Source organism: Thermoactinomyces intermedius, from assembly GCF_013912365.1.
GTDB lineage: Bacteria > Bacillota > Bacilli > Thermoactinomycetales > Thermoactinomycetaceae > Thermoactinomyces > Thermoactinomyces intermedius.
The window spans coordinates 75,197-101,456 of record NZ_JACETT010000024.1 but is presented as its reverse complement, the minus strand read 5'-3'; the positions used below and the strand labels follow the sequence as shown (position 1 = coordinate 101,456).

At 47.6% G+C, this 26,260-nt stretch carries 34 protein-coding genes and 2 tRNA genes; 33 read left to right on the top strand and 3 right to left on the bottom strand.

What is annotated here, in order from left to right:
* Nucleotide 1 precedes the first annotated feature (1 nt).
* A complete protein-coding gene (locus H1R82_RS06540) occupies nucleotides 2-280 on the top strand; it encodes a hypothetical protein (RefSeq protein WP_181730908.1) in 279 nt (92 codons plus the stop codon).
* Between the two features lie 72 nt (nucleotides 281-352).
* Here H1R82_RS06540 and H1R82_RS06535 read toward each other — a convergent pair whose 3' ends face one another.
* A complete protein-coding gene (locus H1R82_RS06535; RefSeq protein ID WP_181730907.1) occupies nucleotides 353-1,558 on the bottom strand; it encodes a cation:proton antiporter in 1,206 nt (401 codons plus the stop codon).
* Between the two features lie 155 nt (nucleotides 1,559-1,713).
* Here H1R82_RS06535 and H1R82_RS06530 point away from each other — a divergent pair, with 155 nt between their 5' ends.
* From H1R82_RS06530 to H1R82_RS06500, 7 genes are all read left to right on the top strand, one after another.
* Nucleotides 1,714-2,397: a zinc metallopeptidase gene (locus H1R82_RS06530; RefSeq protein WP_181730906.1), complete on the top strand. Its 684-nt coding sequence runs from the start codon at nucleotides 1,714-1,716 to the stop codon at nucleotides 2,395-2,397.
* A gap of 157 nt (nucleotides 2,398-2,554) precedes the next feature.
* Nucleotides 2,555-3,097: a YhcN/YlaJ family sporulation lipoprotein gene (locus H1R82_RS06525; protein WP_181730905.1), complete on the top strand. Its 543-nt coding sequence runs from the start codon at nucleotides 2,555-2,557 to the stop codon at nucleotides 3,095-3,097.
* Nucleotides 3,098-3,190: 93 nt separating this feature from the next.
* Nucleotides 3,191-3,472 (top strand): DivIVA domain-containing protein, encoded by a 282-nt coding sequence (locus H1R82_RS06520; RefSeq protein WP_181730904.1) that lies wholly within the window; start codon nucleotides 3,191-3,193, stop codon nucleotides 3,470-3,472.
* Between the two features lie 182 nt (nucleotides 3,473-3,654).
* On the top strand, nucleotides 3,655-5,247 hold the full coding sequence (locus H1R82_RS06515) for a peptide ABC transporter substrate-binding protein (RefSeq protein ID WP_181730903.1): 1,593 nt from the start codon (nucleotides 3,655-3,657) through the stop codon (nucleotides 5,245-5,247).
* 101 nt (nucleotides 5,248-5,348) lie between these two features.
* Entirely contained in the window at nucleotides 5,349-5,735 is a 387-nt protein-coding gene (locus H1R82_RS06510; protein WP_181730902.1) for a DUF4190 domain-containing protein, read from the top strand.
* 87 nt (nucleotides 5,736-5,822) lie between these two features.
* A tRNA-Gly gene (locus H1R82_RS06505) sits at nucleotides 5,823-5,896 on the top strand.
* 196 nt (nucleotides 5,897-6,092) lie between these two features.
* On the top strand, nucleotides 6,093-6,734 hold the full coding sequence (locus tag H1R82_RS06500; RefSeq protein ID WP_181730901.1) for an O-methyltransferase: 642 nt from the start codon (nucleotides 6,093-6,095) through the stop codon (nucleotides 6,732-6,734).
* A 45-nt stretch (nucleotides 6,735-6,779) separates the two neighbouring features.
* On the opposite strand, the gene H1R82_RS14920 is transcribed toward H1R82_RS06500, so the two are convergent.
* Nucleotides 6,780-7,025, bottom strand: a complete 246-nt coding sequence (locus H1R82_RS14920; RefSeq protein WP_181730900.1) for a PGPGW domain-containing protein — start codon at nucleotides 7,023-7,025, stop codon at nucleotides 6,780-6,782.
* Nucleotides 7,026-7,154: 129 nt separating this feature from the next.
* Between H1R82_RS14920 and H1R82_RS06490 the strand changes: the two genes are divergently transcribed.
* The 7 genes from H1R82_RS06490 (at nucleotide 7,155) to H1R82_RS06460 (ending at nucleotide 13,603) form a co-directional block, all read left to right on the top strand.
* Nucleotides 7,155-7,718, top strand: a complete 564-nt coding sequence (locus H1R82_RS06490) for a beta-class carbonic anhydrase (RefSeq protein ID WP_181730899.1) — start codon at nucleotides 7,155-7,157, stop codon at nucleotides 7,716-7,718.
* A 59-nt stretch (nucleotides 7,719-7,777) separates the two neighbouring features.
* Nucleotides 7,778-8,248, top strand: coding sequence for a peptide-methionine (S)-S-oxide reductase MsrA (msrA, locus tag H1R82_RS06485; RefSeq protein WP_181730898.1), 471 nt, complete (start codon nucleotides 7,778-7,780; stop codon nucleotides 8,246-8,248).
* Between the two features lie 63 nt (nucleotides 8,249-8,311).
* The gene (locus H1R82_RS06480; protein WP_181731214.1) at nucleotides 8,312-8,647 is read left to right on the top strand and encodes a CHY zinc finger protein; all 336 of its coding nucleotides are present in this window, start codon (nucleotides 8,312-8,314) and stop codon (nucleotides 8,645-8,647) included.
* A gap of 115 nt (nucleotides 8,648-8,762) precedes the next feature.
* The gene (locus H1R82_RS06475; RefSeq protein WP_181730897.1) at nucleotides 8,763-9,923 is read left to right on the top strand and encodes a cysteine desulfurase family protein; all 1,161 of its coding nucleotides are present in this window, start codon (nucleotides 8,763-8,765) and stop codon (nucleotides 9,921-9,923) included.
* On the top strand, nucleotides 9,920-11,116 hold the full coding sequence (gene thiI / locus H1R82_RS06470) for a tRNA uracil 4-sulfurtransferase ThiI (protein WP_181730896.1): 1,197 nt from the start codon (nucleotides 9,920-9,922) through the stop codon (nucleotides 11,114-11,116). Before H1R82_RS06475 ends, thiI begins: the two co-directional genes overlap by 4 nt.
* 77 nt (nucleotides 11,117-11,193) lie before the next feature.
* Nucleotides 11,194-12,858 (top strand): M20/M25/M40 family metallo-hydrolase, encoded by a 1,665-nt coding sequence (locus tag H1R82_RS06465; RefSeq protein WP_232333822.1) that lies wholly within the window; start codon nucleotides 11,194-11,196, stop codon nucleotides 12,856-12,858.
* Nucleotides 12,859-12,925: 67 nt separating this feature from the next.
* A complete protein-coding gene (locus H1R82_RS06460; RefSeq protein ID WP_232333823.1) occupies nucleotides 12,926-13,603 on the top strand; it encodes a TerC family protein in 678 nt (225 codons plus the stop codon).
* Nucleotides 13,604-13,679: 76 nt separating this feature from the next.
* On the opposite strand, the gene H1R82_RS06455 is transcribed toward H1R82_RS06460, so the two are convergent.
* Nucleotides 13,680-13,754: transfer RNA gene (locus H1R82_RS06455), tRNA-Gln, on the bottom strand.
* A 175-nt stretch (nucleotides 13,755-13,929) separates the two neighbouring features.
* Between H1R82_RS06455 and H1R82_RS06450 the strand changes: the two genes are divergently transcribed.
* The 18 genes from H1R82_RS06450 (at nucleotide 13,930) to H1R82_RS06360 (ending at nucleotide 26,259) form a co-directional block, all read left to right on the top strand.
* Nucleotides 13,930-15,054, top strand: coding sequence for a GspE/PulE family protein (locus tag H1R82_RS06450; RefSeq protein ID WP_181730895.1), 1,125 nt, complete (start codon nucleotides 13,930-13,932; stop codon nucleotides 15,052-15,054).
* Nucleotides 15,005-16,051 (top strand): type II secretion system F family protein, encoded by a 1,047-nt coding sequence (locus tag H1R82_RS06445; RefSeq protein WP_181730894.1) that lies wholly within the window; start codon nucleotides 15,005-15,007, stop codon nucleotides 16,049-16,051. Before H1R82_RS06450 ends, H1R82_RS06445 begins: the two co-directional genes overlap by 50 nt.
* 21 nt (nucleotides 16,052-16,072) lie before the next feature.
* A complete protein-coding gene (locus tag H1R82_RS06440) occupies nucleotides 16,073-16,411 on the top strand; it encodes a competence type IV pilus major pilin ComGC (RefSeq protein ID WP_181730893.1) in 339 nt (112 codons plus the stop codon).
* Nucleotides 16,401-16,856 (top strand): type II secretion system protein, encoded by a 456-nt coding sequence (locus tag H1R82_RS06435; protein ID WP_181730892.1) that lies wholly within the window; start codon nucleotides 16,401-16,403, stop codon nucleotides 16,854-16,856. Before H1R82_RS06440 ends, H1R82_RS06435 begins: the two co-directional genes overlap by 11 nt.
* Nucleotides 16,846-17,235, top strand: a complete 390-nt coding sequence (locus tag H1R82_RS06430; RefSeq protein ID WP_181730891.1) for a hypothetical protein — start codon at nucleotides 16,846-16,848, stop codon at nucleotides 17,233-17,235. Before H1R82_RS06435 ends, H1R82_RS06430 begins: the two co-directional genes overlap by 11 nt.
* Nucleotides 17,172-17,705 (top strand): hypothetical protein, encoded by a 534-nt coding sequence (locus H1R82_RS06425; RefSeq protein WP_181730890.1) that lies wholly within the window; start codon nucleotides 17,172-17,174, stop codon nucleotides 17,703-17,705. The genes H1R82_RS06430 and H1R82_RS06425 overlap by 64 nt, the downstream gene beginning before the upstream one ends.
* A gap of 7 nt (nucleotides 17,706-17,712) precedes the next feature.
* Entirely contained in the window at nucleotides 17,713-18,078 is a 366-nt protein-coding gene (locus H1R82_RS06420) for a hypothetical protein (protein ID WP_181730889.1), read from the top strand.
* A gap of 61 nt (nucleotides 18,079-18,139) precedes the next feature.
* Nucleotides 18,140-18,340 (top strand): YqzE family protein, encoded by a 201-nt coding sequence (locus H1R82_RS14915; protein WP_037995087.1) that lies wholly within the window; start codon nucleotides 18,140-18,142, stop codon nucleotides 18,338-18,340.
* Nucleotides 18,330-18,494, top strand: a complete 165-nt coding sequence (locus tag H1R82_RS06410; RefSeq protein ID WP_181731235.1) for a hypothetical protein — start codon at nucleotides 18,330-18,332, stop codon at nucleotides 18,492-18,494. The genes H1R82_RS14915 and H1R82_RS06410 overlap by 11 nt, the downstream gene beginning before the upstream one ends.
* Before the next feature lie 100 nt (nucleotides 18,495-18,594).
* Nucleotides 18,595-19,701 carry a flavodoxin-dependent (E)-4-hydroxy-3-methylbut-2-enyl-diphosphate synthase gene (gene ispG / locus H1R82_RS06405; protein ID WP_181730888.1) on the top strand — a complete coding sequence of 369 codons (1,107 nt, stop codon included), beginning with the start codon at nucleotides 18,595-18,597 and terminating at the stop codon, nucleotides 19,699-19,701.
* Nucleotides 19,702-19,806: 105 nt separating this feature from the next.
* Nucleotides 19,807-20,022 carry a DUF378 domain-containing protein gene (locus H1R82_RS06400; RefSeq protein ID WP_181730887.1) on the top strand — a complete coding sequence of 72 codons (216 nt, stop codon included), beginning with the start codon at nucleotides 19,807-19,809 and terminating at the stop codon, nucleotides 20,020-20,022.
* Nucleotides 20,023-20,135: 113 nt separating this feature from the next.
* Nucleotides 20,136-20,855 carry a gamma-glutamyl-gamma-aminobutyrate hydrolase family protein gene (locus tag H1R82_RS06395; RefSeq protein WP_181730886.1) on the top strand — a complete coding sequence of 240 codons (720 nt, stop codon included), beginning with the start codon at nucleotides 20,136-20,138 and terminating at the stop codon, nucleotides 20,853-20,855.
* A gap of 41 nt (nucleotides 20,856-20,896) precedes the next feature.
* Nucleotides 20,897-21,166, top strand: a complete 270-nt coding sequence (locus tag H1R82_RS06390; RefSeq protein ID WP_181730885.1) for a DUF1294 domain-containing protein — start codon at nucleotides 20,897-20,899, stop codon at nucleotides 21,164-21,166.
* Between the two features lie 62 nt (nucleotides 21,167-21,228).
* Nucleotides 21,229-22,200 carry a VanW family protein gene (locus tag H1R82_RS06385; RefSeq protein ID WP_232333824.1) on the top strand — a complete coding sequence of 324 codons (972 nt, stop codon included), beginning with the start codon at nucleotides 21,229-21,231 and terminating at the stop codon, nucleotides 22,198-22,200.
* Nucleotides 22,201-22,323: 123 nt separating this feature from the next.
* Nucleotides 22,324-23,301, top strand: a complete 978-nt coding sequence (locus H1R82_RS06380) for a 3D domain-containing protein (RefSeq protein ID WP_181730884.1) — start codon at nucleotides 22,324-22,326, stop codon at nucleotides 23,299-23,301.
* 513 nt (nucleotides 23,302-23,814) lie between these two features.
* Nucleotides 23,815-25,086 carry a site-specific integrase gene (locus H1R82_RS06370; RefSeq protein WP_181731234.1) on the top strand — a complete coding sequence of 424 codons (1,272 nt, stop codon included), beginning with the start codon at nucleotides 23,815-23,817 and terminating at the stop codon, nucleotides 25,084-25,086.
* A 100-nt stretch (nucleotides 25,087-25,186) separates the two neighbouring features.
* Nucleotides 25,187-25,396 (top strand): hypothetical protein, encoded by a 210-nt coding sequence (locus H1R82_RS06365; RefSeq protein ID WP_181730883.1) that lies wholly within the window; start codon nucleotides 25,187-25,189, stop codon nucleotides 25,394-25,396.
* 206 nt (nucleotides 25,397-25,602) lie between these two features.
* Nucleotides 25,603-26,259: a hypothetical protein gene (locus H1R82_RS06360; RefSeq protein WP_181730882.1), complete on the top strand. Its 657-nt coding sequence runs from the start codon at nucleotides 25,603-25,605 to the stop codon at nucleotides 26,257-26,259.
* The last annotated feature ends 1 nt before the right edge of the window (nucleotide 26,260 follow it).

Genomic DNA, 26,260 nt, shown 5'->3' with positions numbered 1-26,260 from the left:
CATGAAAATCACTTCTTTGTCCCTGGATATCCGGGAAAAGGATTTTGAACAGTATGAGGAGACGTTGATCCAAAGAGGCTGGAAAAAGGTGAAAGGCCAGCACATTTATCAAAAAAATTTCGGTGAGACCGAAGTGGAAATCCGGGAGCATATTGCCGCATTCAGTGCCGAAATCACATTGAAATTGTCGGCGCGAAACGAGCAGGGAATCAAACTGGACCGGATCATCCAATTGCTGCAAGAGTTGGACAAAGCCGATCATACCCCGGATCAAGAGTAAAAAAAGCCGCCTGTTTGAAGGCGGTTTTTATTGTACTTTTTTTGCCTTTTGTCCCATAAAATCATAAGGGGTTCAGGAGGAGGCAGATTTTTTCCCCGGCTTGGGCAAAAACACTTTTAAAAGCGGCGGAGTCACAACAGTGGTGATCAAAATCACCGCAACAATGACCGGAAACAGGGAGGCTGAAAACAGTTTGTTGTTTAATCCGATGCTTGCAATGATCAACCCGACTTCTCCCCGGGCCACCATGCCGGCGCCGACGGCGAAAGAATCGGTTGTCGGAAAACCGCCCAATTTCGCCCCGATGGCACCGCCGACCAATTTGGTTAATACCGCAACGACGGAGAACACAAGGATCTGAATCAAAATGGATGCATTGACGGACTCAATCGTCGTCATCAAACCGATACTGACGAAAAAGACCGGCACAAAAAAGGAAAAAGAAACCGTTTCCAGTTTCGGGAACAGTTCGTCCTGAAATTTGCTGGTGCTGAGAATGAGACCGGCAAAGTATGCACCGACAATCCCGGCCAGTCCGAACATTTCGGCAAGAAATGCATAAACGAGCGCCACGATGATGCCGATGGTCAGGATGACTTCCGTCGTCATCATCCGGTTGGCCCATTGAAAGATTTTCGGAAGCGGCTTGCGGCTCAACCAGATGAATACGAAGAAGACAATGATTTTCACAATCAAAACCGGAAGCGATGAATTATCGTTCCCATTTTTTCCCACAAAACCAACGACAATGGATAAAGTGATGATTCCGAGAATGTCATCCAGGACGGCCGCACCCAAAATGGTGTTGCCCGCTTTCGAATTTAAACAGCCCAATTCGCGCAACGTCTGAACCGAAATGCTGACACTGGTCGCCACCAAAGCGGTTCCGATGAAGATGGATGTGGCAAAACGGTAGTCAAACCAGAGACCGCCGGCCAGTCCGCCGAGAAACGGCAAAATCACCCCGATCACCGCCACCAAGGTGGAGGCAAAAGCGGCTTTTTGGAATTCTTTTAAATTGGTTTCCAACCCGGCCAAAAACATCAGCAAAATGACACCGATTTCGGCCGCTTCTTCAATAAACGCATTCATATGGATCCAGTCGAGCACCATCGGGCCCAAAAGGATGCCGGCCAAAAGTTCCCCCAGCACGGAGGGCTGACCCCATTTTTTGCTCAGATGCCCCAAGATTTTGACAGCGAGCAGGATGATTCCCAGCTCATACAAGAATCGGAATTGTTCCAGTTTGCTGAAGTCGAAGAATTGGTCTGGTAACATGGTAACCCTCCCTGTTGTTAGGATGGATCTTTTTGGTTATAAAAATACATCCGTGTCCGTATTTTATCGTTTAGTTTTCATTTTGGTTTTTGTTAGAATAAGAATGGGTATAGATATTATGTGTATACAGGCTTGAGTTGAGGAGTGAAGGGTCATTGTTTGGAGTATTTCTGTTGCTGTCATTAGCCGGTTTGGTCTTGACCTTATGGGCACAGGCCAAAGTGAGGGGAAATTATTCTAAGTGGTCAAGGGTGCCTGCACGATCCGGATTGACCGGTGCAGAAGTGGCGCGGCGCATTTTGGATCAAAACGGATTGTACAATGTGGCGGTGGAACCGGTGCGCGGGATGTTGACGGATCATTATGATCCGGTGTCCAGAGTGGTCCGGTTGTCGGAAGGGGTTTACAGCTCCGGTTCCATTGCTGCCATTTCGGTGGCCGCGCATGAGTGCGGGCATGCCATTCAACATAAAGAAGCTTATGGCGCGTTGGTCCTGCGCCATCGGATGGTTCCTGTCTTAAACATCACTTCGGGATTGGCTCCTTTCTTGTTGATGGCCGGCATTTTCTTTAAAATGACGGGAATGCTTTTGCTCGGATTGATTTTCTTTTCCGTGGCTGTCTTGTTTCACTTGGTGACATTGCCGGTTGAATTCAACGCCAGTTCGCGGGCCAAGGCGATCATGGTCAGGGAAGGATTTATTAACGGAGCTTCGGAAGAAAGAGGCGTCCGCAAAGTCCTGGGAGCGGCGGCGCTGACCTATGTGGCCGGTGCGGTTGTCGCCTTGGTGGAACTGTTGCAATATGTTGCTTTATTTTTCATGCAACAGGACGATTGAAGGAAAAACCCTCTTCGGAGGGTTTTTTTTGTGAACGGTTGATCATCCTTTCCTGTTTTTTCCTCTTTTGCCGTCTTTATGACAGAAACCGGGTACATAGTTTGATGGCCGGATAACAATAATAATGGCAAATCAAAAGCAAAAGGGGGGAAAACAAATGAACCGAATGGTCTTGTGGATGCGTGGCTTATTGAGCTTATGCCTGGTTTTTGTATTGAGTGCATGTGCCACTTCCCAAGAGCAAGGGGTGGACCGGGACACGCTGAGGGATGATGTGACGAGAATTGCCAATCGAAACAATATGAACGAACGTGCACAAAATTTTACCCGGACCAATGATACGGATGACAACAACTTGACGCGCGGTGTCCGGGTTTCGGATGAAGTGGCCGGCGAAGTGGCCGGTTTGCCGGAAGTAAACAGCGCCGCAGCCATTGTGATGGGCAACACGGCTTATGTGGCGGTGGTTTTAGAAGAAAAACGCGGAGACGGAAAGGTGACCGACAGATTAAAAGAAAAGATCACCAAACACGCCAGAGCCGTGGATCCGACGTTGCGGGATGTATATGTCTCCGCCAACCCGGATTTCGTCAAACAAATGAATAATTATGCCAATGACCTGCGGAACGGACGTCCGGTCAGCGGATTCATCAAAAATTTGAATGATATCATCCAAAGAACATTCCCGGAAGCCAAATAAGCCTTTTTTTACGGAGACAGACCTCTTTTGAGGTCTGTCTTTTTTATATATAATTAGGGCAAAGAAGGAAATTGAAGCAGGGAGTGTCGGTGTGTGAAAAGATTAACGCCCATGGAGATTTTCAACAAAGATTTCAAGCAATCGTTGCGGGGTTATGATATTGAAGAAGTGAATAAATTTTTGGATCAGGTGATTGCAAGTTACGAAGATGTGTTGCAGGAAAATGAATATTTGAAGGAAGAAATCAAGAAGTTGAAAAGCGGGGGGAAAAAGGTGTCCCAGACAACGGGGCGCAATGCCGCCGTTAAAAACGATGACGTGATCAACGATATTCTCGCCCGGTTGGATCGTTTGGAGAAAATCGTCCTTCGTTAATACATAAAAACATGTGTGTAAAATGGCTGGCATCCGTATCAGATCAACATCAATCGGTTTCCTTCATTTTCGCCATGGAAGTATATTTTTATTAAAATTAATAATCAAACCCTCTTCCAAGGAGGTTTTTTGAATATTTTGCTGAATTAAAAAATAGTTTGAAGAAAAAAGGGGGGCATCGATTGAGAAAAATATTGACGATGGGGATGGCAGCCATTTTCCTTTTGGCTGTGATGTTGAGCGGTTGCAGTACAAAAGCGGATCAAGGCGACAAAATGCTCAATTTGAACATCACCGGTGAACCGACTTCCCTGGATCCGGCGCAAGCTTTTGATGAAGATTCCCTGGATATCACCCATAACCTGTTTGTCGGACTGATGCGCCTGGACGAAAATCATCAACCGCAGCCCGCCATTGCGGAGAAAGTGGAGACCAGTGAAGACGGACGGGTTTATACCTTTACGCTGAGAAAAACCAAATGGTCCGACGGAAGTCCGTTGACCGCCCATGACTTTGAATTTGCCTGGAAACGGGTGTTGAACCCGGAAACGGCTTCCAAAGCAGCTTTTCTGCTTTATTTTATTAAAGGAGCTGAAGCGTACAATCAAGGAAAAGCCGGTGTGGAAGAAGTCGGGGTTCAAGCGTTGGACGATAACACATTGCGGGTGGAGTTGGAAAAGCCGACGCCTTCCTTCCTCGAACTCACCGCCTATCCGGTTTATTCCCCGGTGAGCAAGCAGGCTTTTGAAAAAAATCCCGACATGTTCCAAAATGCCCAAAACTATGCGAGCAACGGCGCGTTCCGGTTGGCTGAATGGAAGCACAACAATTATGTGAAAATAACCAAAAACGAAAATTTTTACAAAGCAAATGAGGTCAAACTGGATGGAATTCATTTTTCGGTGATTACGGATAACCAGACCGTTTATCAGATGTTTCAAACCAAAAAATTGCATGTGGCGTCAAAGAGTTCCATCCCCGGGGAGCTGTTAACCCGTCTGATCGGGGAAGGGAAAGTGAAAACCATGGAAGGAAGCGGGCTTTCCTTTTTCCGGTTTAACGTGAAAGAGAAACCGTTTACCAACAAGAAGATCCGTCAAGCGTTTGCCCTGGCGGTCGACCGCAAACTGATCACGGAACAGATCGTGGGAAGCGGGGAAGAACCGGCTTACGCTTATGTCGCTCCTTCCGTGCCGGACAATTTCCGTAAGGAAGGGGGAAATCTGATTGCAGACGGCCAGTATGAAAAGGCACGGCAACTCTTGGCCGAAGGGATGAAAGAAGAAGGATGGGATCGGTTACCGCCGGTGACGCTCATGTACAGCAATGCCACAGATAAAAACAAAAAAGTGGTGGAAGCCGTTCAGGAAATGTATCGCAAACATCTGGGCGTGGAAATTCAATTGCAAGCCAAGGAGAAAAAAGTCTATTATGCCGATCAGGAAAACACCCGGTTTGTAATGAGCACCTCCAGTTTCCTGGCGGATTACAACGATGCTTATAATTACCTGGAAAGTTTCCAAACCGGGCATCCGATGAACCGAACCAATTGGAGCAATGAAAAATATGATGCGCTGCTCAAGCAGGCATCCGAAACGGCAGATCCTGAAACAAGAAAGAAACTGCTGCATGAAGCGGAGGCGATTTTGTTTGACGATATGCCGGTGTTCCCGCTTTACTATTACAACACGGCCTATATGGAACAGCCGGGAGTCAAAGGCATCATCCGCCATCCGGTCGGTCCGAAAGATTATACGTATGCCGAAGTGAATTAAGCCCTCTTTGGTCCGGAAGTTTCAAGTGGATTTTTTTTACAAAGTAATTTTGCTTGAAACACACATACTAAAGACAGATCCGGACCATTTGGAGGGTAATGATGGAAAATCGAGACAATCAATTTCAAAAGCAAGAAGAACGTCAGGAAGAACGTATGGAAAATCGCTCCTATCAGGAAAATAATCACAATCCTCAGCTGGATGAAGAGGTGGCACAAGAGGTTGCTCCCAATCCGGCTCTGATGCAGGACAGAAGGGAGAACCATAAAAGAAAGGAAGAGGCGGGAGGCTTCGGCATTGGTTTAACCGCCTTGATTCTGTCCGTTCTTTCATTTTTTGTCTGGCCGTTTGTTTTATCCATTGCCGGGATTATTGTAGGGATTTTTGCCGTTCGGAAAAAAAGTGCTTTGGGATGGTGGGCGATTGCTGTTGGGATCGTTGCCCTGATCGTCGCACTCTTTTTATTTCCGTTCCGACTACTTTTTTAATCACGTCCGGATCAGGTGAACAAGCCTTTCTTTTTCAGAAAGGCTTGTTCTTATGATAAAAATATGTTATAATTTAAAACGAAATTTGCGGATGTAGTTCAATGGTAGAACACTAGCTTCCCAAGCTAGGAACGCGGGTTCGATTCCCGTCATCCGCTCCAGTTTATTTTGTGAACGGACTGGAAGCGCTTTTAGGAAATGCACAATAAAGAGGGAATCATCCTGGAACCCCCTCCGAAATAAAAGCAAAGGCATTACTGTTTCAGTAGTGCCTTTTTTATTTGTTTTAAAAAAAGTAGCCAAGGGTGCATCCGATCGAATAAAATAATGAAAATGGTGTAAAAAGGAGGAGCTTCGATGCAGGAAAGGCAATATATCCGTGAGCAATTTACGCGTGAAGAAGATGAAGTGCTCAAGTCGATCGGCACCGGGCTTGAAAAACACGGATTCCCGCAAATTTCCGTGCCGCCGGAAGTCGGAAAAATGTTACATATGCTCGTGAAGATTTCCAATGCATCCAATGTTTTGGAAATCGGTGCTTTGGGGGGCTACAGCACAATTTGGATGGCCAGGGCGTTGCCGGAACACGGGAAGGTTATTTCGTTGGAATTAAAGGAGGAGCATGCGCAATTTGCCCGTAAGAATATTGCCAAAGCGGGGCTTGGTGATCGGGTCGAATTGATCGTCGGCGATGCCATGGAAAGTTTAAATCAATTGGAGAAAGAACAAAAACGGTTTGATTTCTTTTTTATTGATGCGGACAAGCTGAATTACCCAAACTATCTGGAGAAAGCCATCCGGCTGTCAAATCCCGGGGCCGTGATCACTGCGGACAATTTATTTCTTCGCGGCCGGGTGTTTGATGAGAACAATCAGGCACCTTCGCCGGTGACCATGCGCCGGTTCCATCAGCAGATGGCCACGGATGACCGCTTGGAGTCCCTGATTCTTCCGCTGGGTGACGGTTTGGCCGTTTGCCGGGTAAAGGAACCCCGTTAAAAAAAGGAACCCGAATTTTCCGGATTCCTCGGTTTCTGTCTGATTTTAATTTTTCTGTGTCGAGCCGGACTTCACAAGAAAACGAGCCATCCATTCATCGGATTTTCGGGCGATTTTCGGATAACGTTTCCGAAGTTTGAGAAGGATTCGTTCTGCCCAAGGAGTGGTTTTGGAAAGCAGGATCAATCCGATAAATGTAAATAAAAATCCTTGGAGAAATGGTGTGAAAAAACCAATGATTCCCAATATTAAAAAGGTCCATCCGAGAATGTTTGTCCAAAGTGTTTTCATGTCGATGTTCAAACCCCTTCAGCCCGTTTATCTTATATTTTTAGTATATCCCAGACTGCCTTGAATCAAAATGAAGTTTTTTTGGCAAATGTTGCACATAAATATGACCGTGACAAAGGGGGCAAAGCGATGAGTTGTTTGGAAGAAATTTTGTCATATAATGAGAAGTTTGTAAAAGATAAACAATATGAACAATTCGCCACGGACAAATATCCCGATAAACGGTTATTGATCGTCACTTGCATGGATACCCGGTTGACGGAGTTGTTGCCCAAAGCCCTGAACTTGAAAAACGGGGATGCCAAAATTCTCAAGACGGCCGGCGCCTTCATATCCGAGCCGTATGGAAGCCTGATGCGCAGCCTTTTGGTGGGCGTAACGCTTTTAAAAGTGGAAGAAGTGATGGTGATCGGCCATCACGATTGCGGGCTGGTCGGTTTAACGGGCGAGCGGGTGCTTGAAAAATTAAAAGAGAGAGGAATCACCGAAGAGAAAGCGGATGAAATAGAAAAACAAGGAGTGGATGCCGAAAAATGGTTGTCCGGCATTCAAAGTGTGGAAGAAGGCGTGATGGAGAGCGTCCGTTTGATCCAAAACCATCCCTTTTTCCCCCGGGATGTTCTGGTCCATGGCTTAACCATCGATCCCGAAACGGGAAAGTTGGAAGTGGTTTATGACGGAAGGAAAAAATAATCTTCTTCTTTTTCGCAAAAACTGATAAAATAAGTGGTAATTAAAAGGAGGCACTGCTTATGGCACTGGCTACATTTGGAGCTGGATGTTTCTGGGGGGTTGAAGAAGTGTTCCGCCAAATTCCCGGTGTGAAAAACACCACCGTGGGCTATATGGGCGGAACCACGGAAAACCCGACGTATGAAGAGGTTTGCACGGATCAGACCGGCCATGCCGAAGTGGTTCAGGTCGAGTATGATCCGGAACAAGTCACTTATGAAGAATTGCTGGATGTATTCTGGAACAATCACAATCCGACGACACTGAACCGTCAGGGCCCTGATGTGGGAACCCAGTACCGTTCGGTGATTTTTTACCATACAGAGGAACAAAAACAGGCTGCGGAAGCGTCGAAAAAGCAATTGGATCAATCCGGCAAATGGAAAGATCCGATTGTGACACAGATTGAACCGGCCAGCACTTTTTGGCGTGCGGAAGAATATCATCAACGTTACTTGCAAAAACGCGGCTTATATGCCTGCCATTTATAATCAGAGAAAAAGGCGCTGACATCGGGCGCCTTTTTCTGTAAGGAAGTGAATCGTGTGAAAGAAATGGTGGTCAAAGGCAAAGTCGTGGATGATATGACCCGTTGTATCCATTACCATTCGGAGTTGGATATCATAGCGGTTAAGTTTGCCTGTTGCGGGCAATACTATCCATGCTATTTTTGTCATCAGGAAGCGGAGAATCATCCGGCCGTCCGTTGGTCGGCCCGCCATCTGCATGAAAAAGCGGTCTTCTGCGGTGTGTGCCGGCATGAAATGACCCTGAAGGAGTATCTGCAGGGGACGGGAGCCTGTCCCTCTTGCCGCGCCAAGTTTAATCCGGGTTGCCGGAAACACTGGCATTATTATTTCGACCCGTCTTTGCTGTCTTGTATCCGATGAGAAATTTGAAACGGATCTTCCGGCACCTGAATGGATGGCAGGTGTTTTGTTTTGTGTTAGAATGATGGAGTTATGAAAACAGGCATTCTTGTACAGCAGAAAGGAGGGGGGATCGGTGGTTTATTTGGATAACAGTGCAACGACACAAACCGATCCGGCTGTGATCCAGGTCATGGGGGATGTCATGCGCGAAGTGTTCGGAAATCCCTCTTCATTGCACGGCATCGGAGTGAAAGCCGAGCGGTTGCTGCAGCAGGCGCGCAAAGTGATTGCCGATGCACTCGGAGGATCGCCGCAGGAAATCATTTTCACCTCGGGAGGCACCGAAGCCAATAACATGGTGATTCGCGGGGTTGCCGAATCTTACTGCAACCGGGGAAACCACATTATCACGAGCCAGGTTGAACATCCGTCCGTGTATGATGTTTTTCAGTACCTGAAACAAAAAGGATGGAAAGTCACTTTTCTGCCCGTGAATGAAAAGGGGCAAGTGAGGACCGAAGACGTCAAAGCCGCTTTGACCGATGAAACGGTTCTGGTTTCCATCATGCATGTCAATAATGAGACGGGAAGCATTCAACCGATCGGGGAAATCGGGCAATTATTAAAATCTTATCCCAAAGTGTTGTTTCATGTGGATGCGGTCCAATCTTTCGGAAAGATCCCGCTGAAACCGGCCGATGCCCATATCGACTTTTTAACCATGTCCGGCCACAAGATTCACGGGCCGAAAGGCATTGGTTGTTTATATAAACGGAAAAACCTGACCCTTCCGCCGCTTTTGATCGGAGGGGGACAAGAGCAGGGACTTCGCTCGGGAACGGAAAATGTCCCGGCTGTTGCCGGCCTGGCCAAAGCGGTGGTGATGGCTGGCCAATCGGAGAAAGATTTTATTCAAAAATGCCAACGATGGAAAGAAATGCTCTTGGAGCGCGTGAAAGAGTTAAACGGTGTGAAAGTGAACGGAGATACGTCTTCCCGCGGTGGAGCCCCGTATATTTTGAACTTGTCTTTCCCCGGATTGAAGTCCGAGGTGGTGGTCCATGCCTTGGAAAAAGAAAAGGTTTATGTTTCCAGCAAATCGGCCTGCTCCTCGAAAAAAGAAGAGCCTTCCAGAGTGTTGAAAGCGATGGGGCTGACCGATCAGGAAGCGATCGGCTCCATCCGGATCAGCATGGGGAGAATGAACACGGACGAAGACATCCGCCGATGCGGCGATGCACTGGTGCGTGTCATTCCGGAATTACAACAAGTCATGAAGGTGCATAAAGGATGAAAAAGAACTGTATATTGTTGCGATATGGAGAGCTTGCACTAAAAGGCAAGAATAAAAAAGAATTTGAGAATCAGTTGGTGAACAACATCCGCCAAAAAGTGAAACGGTTTCCGGGCACGGTGGTGACCAAAAGTCCGGGCCGGATTTATATTGATCTGAATGAAGAATACTTCGAGCCGGTCATTCAGGCCTGTTCGGAAATTTTCGGTCTGGTGGGAATCTGTCCCGCCATCCGCGTGGAAAAGGATTGGGAAAAAATCAAAGAGGCGGCATTGGCGCTGTTGAGTGAACGGAAGGAACGGGTGCAAACGTTTAAAATCAATGCGAAACGGGCCGATAAGCAATTCCCCATCCCTTCTCAGGAGATGAATCACCGGTTGGGCGGATTTTTGCTGGCCAAACTGCCTCATTTGAAAGTCGACGTCCACGACCCGGACCTGACGTTGTTTGTGGAAGTGCGGAAGGAACATGCTTATGTGTACGGCGAGGATCTTCCCGGTTTGGGCGGTTTGCCGGTTGGAGTCAGCGGGAGGGTTTTGTTGATGCTCTCCGGCGGGATCGACAGCCCGGTCGCCGGCTTTCTGGCACTGAAACGGGGCGTGGAGTTGCAGGCGATTCATTTCCACAGTTATCCGTATACCAGCGAACGGGCCAAACAAAAAGTGATCGACTTGGCCAAAATTTTAACCCGCTACGGGGGACACATCCGGTTGTATGTGGTTCCGTTCACCGAGATCCAAACGGAGATCAACAAGCATTGTTATGAATCGTACAGCATCACCATTATGCGCCGCTTTATGTTCCGCATCGCGGAGCAAATTGCCAAAAAACACAAAGCGTTGGCGTTGGTGACCGGAGAAAGCCTCGGCCAGGTGGCCAGCCAGACCCTGGAAAGCATGCAAACAATTAATGCCGCAACGACGATGCCCGTATTAAGGCCGCTGGTGGGAATGGATAAACAGGAAATTATGACCATCTCCAAGCGTATAGATACTTATGAAACTTCCATTTTGCCGTATGAAGATTGTTGTACGGTCTTTCTGCCGAAAGCGCCGAAAACCAAACCTCATCTGGATGTGGCCGAACGCCAGGAACGTTTGCTGGATGTGGAACGGTTGATCCAAGAAGCTGTGGAAAACACGGAAATCATCGACTTGCGTCCGGAAGACGAAGAAGAATTTTCCTACTTTTAAGGTTGCGTTTGGCATGCGGTTTTCGTTCCGCATGCCAAACGGTCAAAATGAACATGACCGAAACGGGGGTCCGGTGTATGATTCCATTTCAAGAAGAAGTATACCGATTGACAAAAAAATTGGTGGAACACCCCAGTATTGTCGGAACTTTCGGTGAACGGGACATGGCTTATCTGATTTATGAGATATTGCAAGAGACCCCTTATTTTCAAGAACATCCCGAGTATTTGCAGATGACGCCGACCCGGCAGGATGACCTGGAAAGATATAATGTACTCGCATTGCTGAAAGGCGGCAATGAGAATGAAAGCGAAACCGTGATATTGATGGGGCACATGGATACGGTGGGCGTGGAAGATTACGGGAAATGGATGAATCTCGCTTTTTCGCCGGAACCATTGTTGGAAGAGTGGAAAAAGAGCAAACTGCCGGAAGAAGTGAAAAAAGATCTTGACACCGGGGATTACATCGGCGGGCGCGGAGTGCTGGACATGAAAAGCGGGATTGCCATCCATTTGGCGATTGTCCGGTACTTTGCCCGGAACCGGCATTTATTGAAAGGGAATTTGCTGTTTGTTGCCGCTTGTGATGAAGAGCGGAATTCGCGCGGGATCCTGTCGGCCCTGACCGATATCTTGCAATGGGGAAGGGAAGAAAAGCTCACCTATATTGCGGCAATCAATTCGGATTACACGTCGCCCCGGTTTCCGGGGGATTGCGACCGCTATATTTATCTGGGGACGGTCGGTAAATTGTTGCCGGCTTTTTATATCGTGGGCAAGGAAACCCATGTGGGGCAGGCATTTGAAGGCTTTGATCCCAACCTGATTGCGTCGGAGTTGACGGCGCGAATCGATTACCAAACCAATTTGTGTGATGAAATGTTTGGCGAAATCACGTTGCCCCCGGTTTCATTGAAACAAACGGATCTGAAAAAACAATATGATGTGCAAACACCCAAAACTGCACTGGTTTACTATAATTTTTTCGTTCACAGTTGGTCACCGCGGGATGTGCTGGAAAAGTTGAAACAGGTGGCCATCGATGCCTTTGAATCGGCCGTCATGAAGTTTCGGGACCAGTCGCGCCGGTATCATGAATCGAGACGCCGTCCGTACCGGGATATCGACTGGAAGCCGCGGGTTTATACATATGAGGAGTTTTACCGGAAATGCCGTGAAAAACACGGGCAGGAATTCGAACGGGAAATCTTGCGATTGACCGGGAACATACTGAATCAGGAAAACATGGATGTTCGCGAGCACTCGCTGCGGATGGTGGAGGAGTTGTGGAAATGGGGCGGCGACGATGACCCGGCGGTAATTCTTTTTTATGCGGCCCCTTATATTCCCCGTGTGGTTTTAAATGAAAAAGATCCGCGTGATCTCCGCCTGATCCGGGCCGTAAAAAAATCGGTCGCGGAGATTGAGCCTTTGCAGGAGAAAAAGATCAAAGTGCGCAAATTTTTCCCGTATATTTCGGATATGAGCTTTGTGGCCATGAGCGATGATGAACGGGAAATTCAAACGTTCGAAAAAAACATGCCGGTGTGGGGGGCCAAATACCATATGGACATGGAAGCCATCCGGCAGCTGGATGTCCCGGTGGTCAACATCGGCCCATACGGAAAAGACGCCCATAAAAAATGGGAACGGTTGGAAATTTCCTATTCGATGCAATGGGTTCCCAACTTGACCGTGCGTGTGATCCGGCATCTTTTCAATTCTGTGGATGCTTTTTGACAATGTCTCACCGGATGCAAATTTGTGTTATCGTATAAAGGAGCAGATACAGAAAAGGAGAGTCGACATGGATACGAGTTGGATGGAGCCTGCCTTTTGGCTTGCTTTTTTTAATATTATCATCATCGATTTGATCTTGAGCGGGGATAACGCGGTAGTGATCGGGATGGCCGCACGCAAACTGCCACCGGCGCAAAGGAAAAAAGCGATCGTGTTCGGTGCGGGCGTTGCTGTGTTGTTACGGTCCACCCTGACGGTCGTGGCCGCTTATTTGTTGAACATTCCCCTGTTGAAGACCGTGGGCGGAATCTTGTTGATCGGCATTGCGGTGAAATTATTGGTGGAGGAAGATGACGGAGTGGATGTCCATGCCGGGGATACGTTGAAAAGTGCCATTAAAACCATCATCATCGCTGATGTGGTGATGAGTCTGGATAATGTATTGGCGGTTGCCGGCGCTTCCCACGGGAGTGTTTTTCTCGTATTGATAGGACTGGCTCTGAGCATTCCGTTTATCATGTGGGGCAGCAACATCATTGCCGGATTGCTGAACCGGTTTCCCTGGCTGCTCTATGTCGGGGCCGCCGTACTCGGGTACACGGGCGGACAATTGATTGTGGAAGACCCGTTCGTTCATCAATTGCTGACCGGGCTGGATGTCTTGAATCTGATCATCCCGGTGGCGCTGGCTGTGATTGTTGTCATCAGCGGCTATGCGTGGAAACATAAAACGAAAACGGTGTAAATCAAATCAAAAAGCCGGCTTGTCCGTTTGCGGATGAGCCGGCTTTTTCCGGTTAAAAGGAGACAATCTTTTTTGTTGGCTGGGGAAGCAGGATTCGAACCTGCGCATCACGGAGTCAAAGTCCGTTGCCTTACCACTTGGCTATTCCCCATTGCTTTCTTTCTTAGAATGGATCCATTCGCCACGTTTTATACATCGCACGCGGCATAAAGGAGAAAAAAGTCAAACCAACCCAAATCAAAAAAATGGCAAAATTCAGGAGGATCTTTCCTTTTAAAGGGGAAATTGTAAAAATATGTCGTTTGCATGGGAAAGGGGTATTCAGCATGGACATAGCTTCTTACATCAATCAATTGTTGCATCAGGCCGTGCAACTCAGGGCAAGTGATGTCCATATTGAACCGCAACCGGATGCATTGCGCATCCGTATGCGGGTGGACGGACAATTGACGGAGACCGGAAAGGCGGATCTCTTCCATGCAACAGCGATTGTCTCAAGAATCAAAGTGATGAGCCGGATGGATATCGGGGAAAAACGTCTTCCGCAGGACGGGGTTTTTGTTTTTCAGCGGGACAAACAACCGCTTGAGATCCGGGTGTCCACCCTGCCGACAATTCACGGGGAGAAAGTGGTGATGCGGATTCTTCGTCTCCGCGAGAATCCTTTCACCATGGAAGAGTTGGGGATGGAGAGCAAACAACAACAAAAGGTGAGGCGCCTGTTAAGCAAAAGCAGCGGCCTCATGGTTGTCACCGGCCCCACCGGCTCTGGCAAAACCACGACACTTTACACCTTGTTGCAGACATTGAATCAAAGCCGGACCAATATTGTTTCTTTGGAAGATCCGGTTGAATTGCAACTGGACGGGATCAATCAGGTGCAAATCCATCCGAAATCCGGCCTCACTTATGCCTGCGCATTGCGGGCGGTGATGAGGCAGGATCCGGATGTGATCATGATCGGGGAAATCCGGGATGAGGAAGTGGCAAAGATTGCCGTGAGTGCCGCGTTGACCGGTCATCTGGTTCTGACGACGTTACACACGCCCGATGCGGCGGGAGCCGTGATCCGTTTGCTGGATTTGAAAGTGGAACCGTACCGCTTGGCCGCATCGCTCATCGGGGTGATTGCGCAAAGGCTGGTGCGGCAAATTTGCACCGGCTGTGGCGGTGAGGGGTGCCATTATTGCCGGCACACCGGGTACCGGGGAAGAACCGGGGTTTTTGAAGTGCTGGAGATAAGTGATGACCTGGCCGGGCAGATTGCCCGTCATAATACAGGGGTGAAAATTCGCAAGGCGATGAAAGATTCGGGGATGATGACGCTGGAAGACAGGATGAAAGAGCATGTCAATAAAGGCGAAACGATGATGGAAGAACGGGTGAGGAAGGTCGATGGGGATGTTGTGGATAAACAAACGGTGGAATGCGGAGCAGTACATGGTGTTTAGTCAGCAAATGGGCCATCTGTTGGAAAGCGGAATTCCATTATTGGCCTGTTTGGAATTGCTGGCCGCACAGCGTTTGATCGACGAACCGGTTTATCAACGGCTGAACGGGTTGCTGCAAAAAGGGCAATCGTTGTCCGCGGCTTTGAAAAAACTCAACTTTCCGCCGATTTACACCGCTTTTGTGCGGGCGGCGGAAGAACACGGGGATTACGTATCGGGGTTTAAGCGCTGTGCTTCTTACTATGCAACCAAAGCCAATTGGCAGCGGGAAGTCAAAAAAGCATGCACTTATCCGGCGATTGTGTTTCTCCTTGCCGTTTGCGCTTTTGTCTTTATGTTTGCAGTGGTGATGCCGAGGTTTTCCCATCTGTATGCATCCATGAATATTTCCATGCCGCTGGTTACACGCCGTCTGTTTCAGGTTTATGATGCGTTGCCGCAGCTTTTGGCAGGGGGATTGCTTTTCATTCTTCTGGTGGTGACCGTGGGTTTCATCCTCCGGTTGAGCCCCTTCCCGGTCCGGGTTTGGTGGGGAGCCTGCTGGATCCGTTTGCCGTTGGTCCGGCAGATTTGCCGGTACCGGCACACTCATTTTTTGACCATTCAGCTGTCTTCCCTTTTAAAAGCCGGGGTTTCGTTGGTGGATGCCCTGCAGTTGATCCAAAGACATACACCATGGCCGGTGCTTGTCCATTACCTGAACCGGGTGAACCAAGAACTGTTGACGGGGAAATCTTTTTCCGGCGCCTTGAGCCAAAAGGGCAAACATTTCTTTTTGCCTTCTTTGCCCCGGTTGGTTGCCATTGCCGAGGAATCGGGGAAATTGGTGGAAACCTTGACCAATCTGGCGGACGGGACTGAAATGATGATCCGTTACAAATTGGAACGGGTGGCCAAAAGCATAGAGCCTTTTTGTATTTTTATGATCGGCCTGATGATCGCGGTCTCGGTGGTTGCTTTGTTTTTGCCGGTGTTAAAACTGGTGCAGGCGCTCTGAATAAACGAAAGGGGGAGGAACATGAATGTCCATCGTTCGCATGGAGAAAAAGGGTTTACTCTGATCGAGATGTTGGTTGTCCTGTTTATTATCGGTTTGATTTTGGCGATCGCCATTCCCAATTTGAAAGCGGCGGGAATGAAAGCACAGGAGAAAGCGGATCTCGCCAACCGGCAAATGATTGCGGCCCAAGCGGATCAGTATTTTTTGGAGTACGGGGAATATCCGACGGTTGAAGAATTGGTGAAAAGGGGTTATTTGCGTTCCGTCCCTCCATGTCCGTCCGGAAACGGAAAATATGTGATCCACCCGGAACCGAATCTTCCTTTTGACCGGAGAGTCACCTGTCATGCGAAATGACGGAAGGCCGGGCGGCCAAGCGGGATGGACGCTGATCGAAGTGATTTTTGCGTTGTTTTTGTTTGGCTTGTTGGCCACTTTGTGTGTCCCCGCCGTCATGTCGGTGGGGGAGCGGGTGGAAAGAAAGCTGTTGATTGAGGAGCTTGCGACCCAACTGCAACTGGCGCAAATGGAAGCCGTCACAAGACAAGCGGAAGTGACGGTGCAGTGGGAAGCGAAGGAAGTGAAAGTGATTGAAGACGGGGCGTTATTAAGGAAAATGGATATCCCTCCGCCATACCGGTTGGACAGCAACTATCCGGGGCAACGGCTCACTTTCCGGGAAACGGGACAGGTGCGCGGCGGCACGGTCACTTTTTATGTCAAAGACAAGCCCGTCGGACGCATTGTGATTCAAGTGGCTTCCGGACTGCCGGTGATCGAGGTGTTCGTCAATGCCGTCTGACCGTTTTAACATTAACAGCTCAAGCGGTTTTACGCTGGCCGAACTGGTCAGTGCCGGCTTTGTTCTGGGGGTGTTTGTGTTTTTTGCTTTACCCGTGTTGAAAGAAATGCGGATGCACTATGCTTCACAAGTGTTGCAGATGGAGATATCAGAGGCCATGCAGAGCAAGATGGAAGAACTTCAACACAGCGATCCCGGGCAATGCAAGGGGCAAGAAAAAGTAAAAAGCCGCCAGCCCGTGCAAAAAGAAATCCTGTTGCGCTGGGATTGCAAAAAGGTGCAACCTTTCTTATATCAATTGGAGTTGAAGGCCGAATGGGAAGGATTCGACGGAAAAACCGAAAGCCGGCGATGGTTCACCCACCGTTTTTTCCCGTAAAAACGGAAGCCGGGTTTACCTATATTGAATTTTGCATCGTTTTGTCCGCTTTGATCGTTTTTCTGCCGGCCTTGTTTTTTGTGTCTTCCACCACAGAAAAAGAAATTAAAGAAATGATCCATCACTCCCGGTTGGAGATGGATTACCTGTCTTTTTTGGTGTGGCTGGAAAAAGACGTCCAAAAAGGGGTTCATTTCCGGGAAACGGATGGTGTGTTGTACATTGAGCAGGATCAACAAGTGATGATCCGTTACATGCTGAAAGGACGGCGCTTGATCCGAAGCGTCAAAAAGCCGGAAGACAAGGGGTTCAGGGGTACGACCATTGTTCTGAACCATGTTTATTATGCGCAATTTTTACCGGATGAGAACGGAGTGAAGTCGGATGTCGGATTGCAAAATTGGTATGCCCACCAGGAATTTCAAACGTACTTTTCAAAACGGTCACAGGAGAAAGACCCATCCCGGTGAGTCCGGCATGGCTCTGCCGGTCACCCTCATGATTGTGACGTTTTTATTCACACTGATCATGCTGTCGGTTTCGCAAATGGTTCAGGTGAGAAGAATGCAAACGCTGTATCAGGAAAGAGTGAAAAGCCGGTATGTGGCTGAAAGCGGGATCGCCATTGTTCAGCAACAATTGCGGTTGAACGGGCAAAACCGGGCGGCTGCGGCGGATGAAACCATGATTCAGGTGGAGGACCGGTATGTCTTGGTCAATGTGGATGTCCAGCCGTCTCATGTACGGGTCCAAGCCACCACGTGGGGGGAACAGGGCGTGGTGCAAACCGTGGAAGCTTTTCTCCATCCAAAAACCTATGCCGTTTCGCGGTGGATCCGGTAAATCGCTTTTTTCCGGTTTAAAGTTTTTTGTGCCGGGCCATGCTAAAGGCTGAGGTGATTGGATGTCATTCAGGGATTGGTTTACCTATTTGTTGGAAAGATTCATCTGGTATCTCGAAACCCCCCGGACCGAACGGAAGAAACTAAAACAATCGCGAAAAGAACCTTGGAGTGTCCGCTGGTTTGGATTGATTCCATTCTCGATGAAAATGACCATTGACAAACAACGAAGCAGATTGCGAGGGAAGCAAAGTGGAAAATAATTACCGGTTGATGAATTTGCAACAGCAACCGAAGTTGTTGGAACAAATCCAAAAATGGGAACGGGAACTTCATAAACAGACCGGAAGCCATGTGGCCCTGATTGCTTACGAAGAAAAGCAAACGGAACAACTTCACAAAAAGGAGCGGGAGTGAAGCTCCTTTTCTTTTTGTTCTGTGTTATACTTTATAATTGAGTTTTGACCTTATTCTATCGATTATAGATTTACCTACATTTAAAAGGAGCGAATCCTTGATGGTACATCGTACAAAAACCCGACCGGTAAAAGTGGGAAATATCCAAATCGGGGGAAACGACCAAGTTGTGATACAAAGCATGACCACAACCAAAACCCATGACGTCAAAGCAACCGTTGAGCAGATTCGGAAGCTGGAAGAAGCCGGATGTCAGATTGTGCGCGTGGCTTGTCCCGATCAGCGTGCGGCAGAGGCGATTCCGTTGATTAAAAAAGAAGTGAATGTCCCCCTGGTTGCGGATATTCATTTTGATTATAAGTTGGCATTAAAGGCGATTGAAGGCGGGATTGACAAAATCCGCATCAATCCGGGAAACATCGGCCGCCGCGAAAAAGTGGAAGCAGTCGTCAAAGCTGCCAAGGAACGCGGGATTCCGATTCGGATTGGTGTAAATGCCGGATCTTTGGAAAAACGCATTTTGGAGAAATACGGCTATCCTACGGCGCAAGGCATGATTGAGAGCGCATTGTACCATATCGGCATTTTGGAAGAGTTGGATTTTCATGATATTATCGTTTCGTTGAAAGCCTCGGATGTCCGGTTGGCGATCGATGCATATAAATTGGCGGCCGAAACCTTTGATTATCCTTTGCATTTGGGAATCACCGAATCGGGAACGTTGTTTTCCGGAACAGTAAAAAGTTCGGCTGGTTTGGGCGCACTTTTGGCGATGGGAATCGGAAACACCATCCGCATCAGCCTGAGTGCCGATCCGGTGGAGGAAGTGAAAGTGGCCCGCGAATTGCTGAAAGCGTTCGGATTGGCAGCCAATGCCGCCACGTTGATTTCTTGTCCCACTTGCGGCCGGATCGAGATTGATTTGATCTCCATTGCCAACGAGATTGAAGAATACATTGCAAACATTCAAGCGCCCATCAAAGTGTCTGTGTTGGGATGTGCCGTAAATGGTCCGGGGGAAGCCAAAGAAGCGGATATCGGAATTGCCGGGGCCCGTGGAGAAGGATTGCTTTTCCGTCACGGCAAGATTATCCGCAAAATTCCCGAAGAGAAAATGGTTGAGGAACTGAAAAAAGAGATCGACAAACTCGCGGAAGAGTATTACAAAAAACAAAATGAAGAAAAACAAAACGTTCTCAATGCTTAAAAGAAGAGCCATCCTTTTTTAAGGATGGCTTTTTACTCATTCCATGTATAAAGCCCGCTTTTTTTTGTGATACTATTGCTGATCCCAAGTTAAAGGAGGGATATCATGAGAAAAGTAGCTTTGGTTCTGGTGATTATTGGCGCGTTAAACTGGTTGCTGGTAGGACTTTTTCAATGGGATTTGGTATCGGCCATTTTCGGAGGCGAAGCTTTCAGGGAATCCTCCTTTCTCAGCCGCATCATTTATGCCTTGGTCGGGATTGCGGGGATTTATGCGATTCGCTTCCTCTTTGATGATCGTACAAAAGCCGAATACCAATAACATAAGCGAAACTCCGGGCAAATCCGTCTGGAGTTTTTTTGGGGGTAAAAAATTTGATTCTTTCGTAAAATCAGGATATAAGTTAAGATCAGAAAAGAAAGGGGGAGGCAAAAATGAAACCGCTCATCGGACTGACCATGTCTTTGGAAAACGAGACCAAACAATATCTGTCCAAAGCATACAGCGATGCGGTGTTTGAAGCTGGAGGGATCGCCCTGGTCATTCCCTATACCGTGGAGGATCATGTGATTCAACAACTGAGCTTGAAATTGGATGGATTGATTTTGACCGGGGGAGGGGATATCGATCCGACCTTGTTTGATGAAGAGCCGCATCCCGGATTGGGAGAAATCGTTCCGGACCGCGATGAGATGGAGATAGCGTTAATTGAACAGTTCATGGAGCAAAACAAGCCCATCCTGGGGATTTGTCGCGGATGCCAGATCTTAAACATTGCGCTCGGCGGAGACATGTACCAGGATCTCGCCGCCCAAAAGCAAACCCTTTTGCAGCATGCACAGCGGGCGCCAAGGTATCATGCTTCCCACACCATCACCATTGTGGAAGATACCTTGCTCCAATCGATTTATCAAAAAGGGCTGGCCAAGGTGAACAGCTTTCACCATCAAGCCGTCCGCAATGTCGTGGAGCCTTTCCGGGTCTCGGCCGTATCCAAAGACGGGGTTATTGAAGCGTTTGAAAGCAAAGAACATCCTTTTGTGATGGGGGTGCAATGGCATCCGGAGGACATGGTGAAAAGGGATGCCGATGCATACCGCCTCTTTTGTGCTTTTGTGGAGGCTTGCATCCAACGAAAAAGGGAGGACGTCTGAATTCGACAACCGCCGGTTCCTGTGTTAATATGCGGAATATGATGATGATATTATTGATTCTTGCTTGGATGATTTTAAACGGATTTGGTTTTTTGCTGATGGGATGGGATAAAGCCCAAGCCATGAAACGGAAATGGAGGGTCAGAGAAAGCGTCTTTTTTTTGCTGTCTTTTTTTGGAGGGGCCGTCGGGGTTTGGCTGGGGATGAAAGCTTTCCGGCATAAAACCCTGCACCGGTCTTTTCGCATCGGGGTTCCCGTGTTTGTGGCATGGAACCTGTTTTTTCTTTATGTTTTGTGGGAAATCATCTAGCCACTTTTTCATATCCGCCTCCTTTTTGATGCAAACTATGGATCAAGAAGGAGGTTTCATTTATGAAACGAACAAGACCGATTCTTTTCTTCGCCCTTTTTTTGTCCGGTTTGCTTTTTGTTCCGGAAGCGGCATGGTCTTTTCAGGAAAAAAAGGAGCCGGAAGTCCGGCTGATGGTAAGGTTCGGCGAAAAGGAGTGGAACCTGGATCTGCGGGAAATCGGTTTTGACGGAATTGATCCGACCACTTTGAATCAGGATGCGCTCATGAATCAAATCCATGAGACGATTGAAAAAGAAGTGAACCGCAAGCCCCGGTCAGCATATTACAAAGATCGCAAAGTGGTTCCTCATCAACTTGGAGTCAAAGTGGACCGCCAAAAAATCAAATTATGGTTTGATGAAATTCATGATTATATCAACCGCCCGGTTGATTTGCCCGTCCAATGGTCCATGCCGGCACTCACTACGAACGAACTTTTGCAATTAAAAGAAAAAGAGTTGGGCAGTTATACCACCTTTTTTAATCACAGGAACGTCAACCGCTCGCATAATATCTATTTATCCGCCAAAGCCATCGACCATCATGTGTTGATGCCCGGGGAAACCTTTTCCTTTAACAAAGTGGTGGGGATCCGTTCCAGAGCGCGGGGATACCGGATGGCGAAGGTCATCGTAAAAGGGGAATACAGCGAAGGAGTGGGCGGTGGCATTTGCCAAACTTCCTCCACCCTGTTTAATGCCGTTGACATGGCAGGGCTTGAGATTGTAGAACGGAACAGCCACAGCCGCCGGGTGGCTTACGTTCCCAAAAACCGGGATGCCACTGTATCTTGGGGCGGACCCGATTTCAGGTTTAAAAATTCGCTTTCCAAACCGATTCTGATTGCAGCCAATGTAAACAAAGGCGTGCTGACAATTCACATTTATGCTCCACGCGATGCCCGTCATTTTCCACGCGAAGTTCCTGATCCCCCGGGTGAAAAAGAATCCATTCGGGAGGAAGTGAAAGAAAAAAAAGCGAACATTGGATAAGCGGGCGCCATATGATAAATAAAAATGGGTGATTATATGACAAAAGTTGGAGACTCGTAGATCATTCCGGGAACTTTTGCTATAATCAAGTCATTGTTTCAGGCTCACCGAAGGAGGTATTGGATGAACAAGACCCTTCTCAGCAGCCTTGCGATGATTTTTCTCCTGCTGGCAGGATGTTCCGGGTCTTCCCAACAAGTGGAGGTCACGTTCAGTGACCAATCCAAAATGATCAAGCTTGAATCAAGTGATCATACTTTGGCAGAGGCTTTGGAAGGGGCTGGTTTGAATGTGGCGGAGTTGAAGCGGAAGTATTCGCCGAGCATCCAATGGAACCAGCCTCTGAAAGGACATAACCGGGTTCAGTTGATCTGCAAATGTAAAGTGTCGCTTCAAGTCGGCGGTAAGGATATGGGAACGTTCGAGACTTCGAAGACGACCATTGGTGATGTCCTGGAAGACAAAAACATTCAAATTTCCGAGTGGGATGAAGTCAATCTGCCTCTGAATCAAAAAATCAAAGACGGCGTGAAAATCGTCGTGGATCGTTATGAACAGCGGATTCAGAAAAAAATAGAACTGGTGCCTTATAAAACCAAGGAAATTGAAGATAAAGAATTGGCCAAGGGCGAAAAAGAAGTGGAGCAAGAAGGGGAAAAAGGGAAAAAAATCTACGAAGTCGCCATGATGTATAAAAATGGGGAACCCATGGAGGAAAACGGGAAACAAGTGGTGAAGCAAAGATTGGTGGATACCGTTCAGCCTGTCGAGGAAATTGTAAAAATTGGCACGAATGAAGAATTGGCTGAAAAAGATGACACCCAATTGGCGTCTGCCGGCACTCTGACCGTTCAGGCCACTGGTTACACCCATACTGGCGGCAGAACCGCAACAGGTACATATCCGCATCGTGGAACCATTGCCGTGGATCCGGATGTGATTCCTTTGGGAACAAAACTGTATGTTCCGGGTTACGGATATGGAGTGGCGGAAGATACCGGAGGAGCAGTGCAAGGCCATATCATCGATTTGTTTTTTGAAACCAGAAGTGAAGCAATTCAATGGGGAAGAAGAACGGTTACGATCAAGATTTTAAAATAAAACAGAAAAAAATCGACCTGCAATTAAAAGAATTGCAGGTTTTTTTTGTTGAATAGGGAATTATTTTTATAGCAGGGAGTTCTTCTTGGGTGAAGATACATCATATCCTTCGCAATGATCTCCAAACGCCCCGGATACACCCGCCTTCCATCAAGCACAAACCATCCGATCATGCCGTCACATTTTGGTTTAAATTTCCTCAGACAGAGGAATATTGTTACTGAGAATAAAGTGATGTATGGGGGAAATGCAAGCGGATATTTGGTATATTTTGTGATATTTTCTTTGTTTTCGGTAGCTGAATGAGCTATACTTGAAAACAAGGAATAATTCATCCGAGGTGTGACGATGGTAGGTCGGAATGAATCTTGCCCGTGCGGCAGTGGAAAAAAGTACAAAAAATGTTGTGAAAGGGTAGTGACTCTGTCTGTAGCCGAAAAAGCAAGAGAAGATCGGGAAAGTCAGCTGAAGAATGATTTATTGCATGAGTTTAATCAATGGTTCCATCGACACATGTCACCAGAAATGCAATTGGATTGGGTCGACCGTTTTAAGCAGTTGCTGAACATTCCGCCTGAAAAGCCGATTCCGCACGACATGTCCGCTTTCTTCCGGTTTTGGCTGTTGTTTGATGCACCCAGCCTGAACCAGAAACGTCCCGTAGAGATCTGGGCCTCCACACTTTTGAAAAAAAATCCCTACCAAAAACGACTTGCAAGAAGCTTTTGTCAATCCCGCTTTACTTGTTACGAGTTGTTGGATTTCGATGAACAAAAAGCGGTCTATCGGATGCTGACGGGCGGCGGGGAGATGACGGTGAAGTCTCCGGCAGGAGAATATCCGCCGGCACCTTTGATTTTTGGGCGGTTTGTCCGAATCGGCAATCATTATGAACTGTTTGGCCCTTATACATCCTTCTTGCATGAGATGAGAGGGGAGATACTTTTGCAACTAGAGAAATACAACCACTTGGAAGAAAATAAGTACACAACTTGGGAGAACGGTTGGAGAGTTTTTGGTTGGTCCATTCAACGTGCAGAAGAAATGGAAAATTCAAAATCTGCTCAAACAGGGCCAAAAGTTTCGGAAGAAAAAACCTCCGGATGGCCTGTCTTGGAGGAGAAAAATGAAAAATTGCCTTTGTATGTCATGCAGCAATTTGAACAATTTTTCATCCAATACGTTTCGTCGTTTCAAAAAGGGACGCAAGCTTTGTACAGCCAGTCGATCGATAAATTGTACCAATACCTGTCCTCCCGGTTCGGAAGCCGGTTTCGGTGGGAGTATTTGGATGAAGAGACGTTTATTCACTTTCTCAGCAAATGGTATCTGGATCAAGGGAAATGCACACCTCAGGGTTCCCGCGTTTTCCTCAACACACTGAAATATTTTTTCCGCTGGTTGGAAAGTGAAAAGATGGCTCACGTTTATCCGGTGTTCCGGAAAGTCTACATTCATTTGATCCGTACCTTGCCGGTTGCGGTGGAAGTGCGCAAATGGCTTTTGGACCATGGCATTTGTGAGGCAGAAAGGAATCCGGAAACGGTTGAAGAGAAACAGGAAATGTCGATGTTTACTTTTTCGTCTTCCGGACCGGTGGTCTATCTGGAAGGAAAATGGAAACCCGTCCATCTGTCGGCGGTTCCCTCGTTTACAACAGAACAGCGTTTTTGGATCCGGGGAATGCTGGCAAAAAATGAAACGGGTTGCCATTTTACGCAGATCGACGGGGTTTATCCGGTGGTGGTTTTTGACAATCCGGCACAACTGATGAGTCAGAAATGATAAAAAGAAGCCATTGCAAAGGGGTGGCTTCTTTTTTGTATGCAAAAGAACAAAAAAGAAAATAATAAGCATATCACTCAACCAAAAGGGGGATCTTCGAATGTTCCGCTTTCTCAACCAATTATTCGGACGGGAAAATGATCAAAAACAACAACGCAACAATCAACAAGGACAAAATAAAAACCAAGTCGAAGAACTGATGAATGAAGTGGGGCGTGAATTGGGTGTGAATGAAAAAACGCGTTCAACCAATCAGGACCCCAAGCAATTGGCGGAACGGATGAAAGAGGAGATCAAAAAACGGAAGTAAAAGGTGTTGAGTGAGGAGAGTACCCGGTCTGAAGCGGGTACTCTTTTTATGTTTAACAAAATCCAACGAACCCGGATTCCTTTGTCCGAATGAAAATCCGCCCAGCAGAAGGGGTTGAAATGCGTTGTTTGTGCCCGGACATGCCTCCATCGCGTTTGATTTTATTGCGGACTTCGTGTTTGATGTTACTGAGGGAGTGAATCCGGATGCATTCCAATTCCAACCATGAAATGATTCACTTTACGAGTTGGCGGAAGCAATGGCAGCGGCAAAAAGAAAAAGAGTTTCAAACCATGCTTCAAGAAGTGGAGAAGTGGTCCCGGCGGTTGATTTCCATCCGGGAAAAGATGCGGGCTCTTTATTGGTTTCAGCAATATACCGGTTACCAACGCACCAAAGAATCAACAGAGGACATTCTCCCCGAACAAATCTTTCAGCAGTGGTTGTTGTATGACTATTTCAATGTCAAACAAGAAAGGATGGTGGAATTCGTACTGAAAGAAGCCAAGCTTCATGATTATTGGGAATATGCTTCCAAGTTGATGGCGTCTTATTATTCGTTATATGAGATGCAACAAGAAGGCCAAACGGTGAAGCTTCGCTCTTTGCTGGAAGATGCCACCGAATGCCGTGTTGAGTGGTCCGGGACGGATGGACCGAAGGCAGGGTGCACATACTATGCCTTGTTGAGGCCGGTCAAGGTGGGAGTCCGGTGTTATCCGTTAAAGCCGGTTGTTCTTTTGACAAAAGAGCAAGCACAAAGGATACAGGCATGGGCTTTTGAAAGGCGGAAAAACCGGACGGTTCCGGTGCGGATCTGGATGAAAGGCGAAGGGATGGGGCTGTTTCGGTTTGTTTTTTGAA

Coding starts and splice junctions, on each gene's coding strand:
- H1R82_RS06540 (WP_181730908.1), top strand. CDS start 2: ATGAAAATCACTTCTTTGTCCCTGGATATCCGGGAAAAGGATTTTGAA.
- H1R82_RS06535 (WP_181730907.1), bottom strand. CDS start 1,558: ATGTTACCAGACCAATTCTTCGACTTCAGCAAACTGGAACAATTCCGA.
- H1R82_RS06525 (WP_181730905.1), top strand. CDS start 2,555: ATGAACCGAATGGTCTTGTGGATGCGTGGCTTATTGAGCTTATGCCTG.
- H1R82_RS06510 (WP_181730902.1), top strand. CDS start 5,349: ATGGAAAATCGAGACAATCAATTTCAAAAGCAAGAAGAACGTCAGGAA.
- H1R82_RS06500 (WP_181730901.1), top strand. CDS start 6,093: ATGCAGGAAAGGCAATATATCCGTGAGCAATTTACGCGTGAAGAAGAT.
- H1R82_RS14920 (WP_181730900.1), bottom strand. CDS start 7,025: ATGAAAACACTTTGGACAAACATTCTCGGATGGACCTTTTTAATATTG.
- H1R82_RS06490 (WP_181730899.1), top strand. CDS start 7,155: ATGAGTTGTTTGGAAGAAATTTTGTCATATAATGAGAAGTTTGTAAAA.
- msrA (WP_181730898.1), top strand. CDS start 7,778: ATGGCACTGGCTACATTTGGAGCTGGATGTTTCTGGGGGGTTGAAGAA.
- H1R82_RS06480 (WP_181731214.1), top strand. CDS start 8,312: ATGGTGGTCAAAGGCAAAGTCGTGGATGATATGACCCGTTGTATCCAT.
- thiI (WP_181730896.1), top strand. CDS start 9,920: ATGAAAAAGAACTGTATATTGTTGCGATATGGAGAGCTTGCACTAAAA.
- H1R82_RS06465 (WP_232333822.1), top strand. CDS start 11,194: ATGATTCCATTTCAAGAAGAAGTATACCGATTGACAAAAAAATTGGTG.
- H1R82_RS06460 (WP_232333823.1), top strand. CDS start 12,926: ATGGATACGAGTTGGATGGAGCCTGCCTTTTGGCTTGCTTTTTTTAAT.
- H1R82_RS06450 (WP_181730895.1), top strand. CDS start 13,930: ATGGACATAGCTTCTTACATCAATCAATTGTTGCATCAGGCCGTGCAA.
- H1R82_RS06445 (WP_181730894.1), top strand. CDS start 15,005: ATGTTGTGGATAAACAAACGGTGGAATGCGGAGCAGTACATGGTGTTT.
- H1R82_RS06440 (WP_181730893.1), top strand. CDS start 16,073: ATGAATGTCCATCGTTCGCATGGAGAAAAAGGGTTTACTCTGATCGAG.
- H1R82_RS06435 (WP_181730892.1), top strand. CDS start 16,401: ATGCGAAATGACGGAAGGCCGGGCGGCCAAGCGGGATGGACGCTGATC.
- H1R82_RS06430 (WP_181730891.1), top strand. CDS start 16,846: ATGCCGTCTGACCGTTTTAACATTAACAGCTCAAGCGGTTTTACGCTG.
- H1R82_RS06425 (WP_181730890.1), top strand. CDS start 17,172: ATGGGAAGGATTCGACGGAAAAACCGAAAGCCGGCGATGGTTCACCCA.
- H1R82_RS06420 (WP_181730889.1), top strand. CDS start 17,713: ATGGCTCTGCCGGTCACCCTCATGATTGTGACGTTTTTATTCACACTG.
- H1R82_RS14915 (WP_037995087.1), top strand. CDS start 18,140: ATGTCATTCAGGGATTGGTTTACCTATTTGTTGGAAAGATTCATCTGG.
- ispG (WP_181730888.1), top strand. CDS start 18,595: ATGGTACATCGTACAAAAACCCGACCGGTAAAAGTGGGAAATATCCAA.
- H1R82_RS06400 (WP_181730887.1), top strand. CDS start 19,807: ATGAGAAAAGTAGCTTTGGTTCTGGTGATTATTGGCGCGTTAAACTGG.
- H1R82_RS06395 (WP_181730886.1), top strand. CDS start 20,136: ATGAAACCGCTCATCGGACTGACCATGTCTTTGGAAAACGAGACCAAA.
- H1R82_RS06390 (WP_181730885.1), top strand. CDS start 20,897: ATGATGATATTATTGATTCTTGCTTGGATGATTTTAAACGGATTTGGT.
- H1R82_RS06385 (WP_232333824.1), top strand. CDS start 21,229: ATGAAACGAACAAGACCGATTCTTTTCTTCGCCCTTTTTTTGTCCGGT.
- H1R82_RS06380 (WP_181730884.1), top strand. CDS start 22,324: ATGAACAAGACCCTTCTCAGCAGCCTTGCGATGATTTTTCTCCTGCTG.
- H1R82_RS06370 (WP_181731234.1), top strand. CDS start 23,815: ATGTCACCAGAAATGCAATTGGATTGGGTCGACCGTTTTAAGCAGTTG.
- H1R82_RS06365 (WP_181730883.1), top strand. CDS start 25,187: ATGTTCCGCTTTCTCAACCAATTATTCGGACGGGAAAATGATCAAAAA.
- H1R82_RS06360 (WP_181730882.1), top strand. CDS start 25,603: ATGCATTCCAATTCCAACCATGAAATGATTCACTTTACGAGTTGGCGG.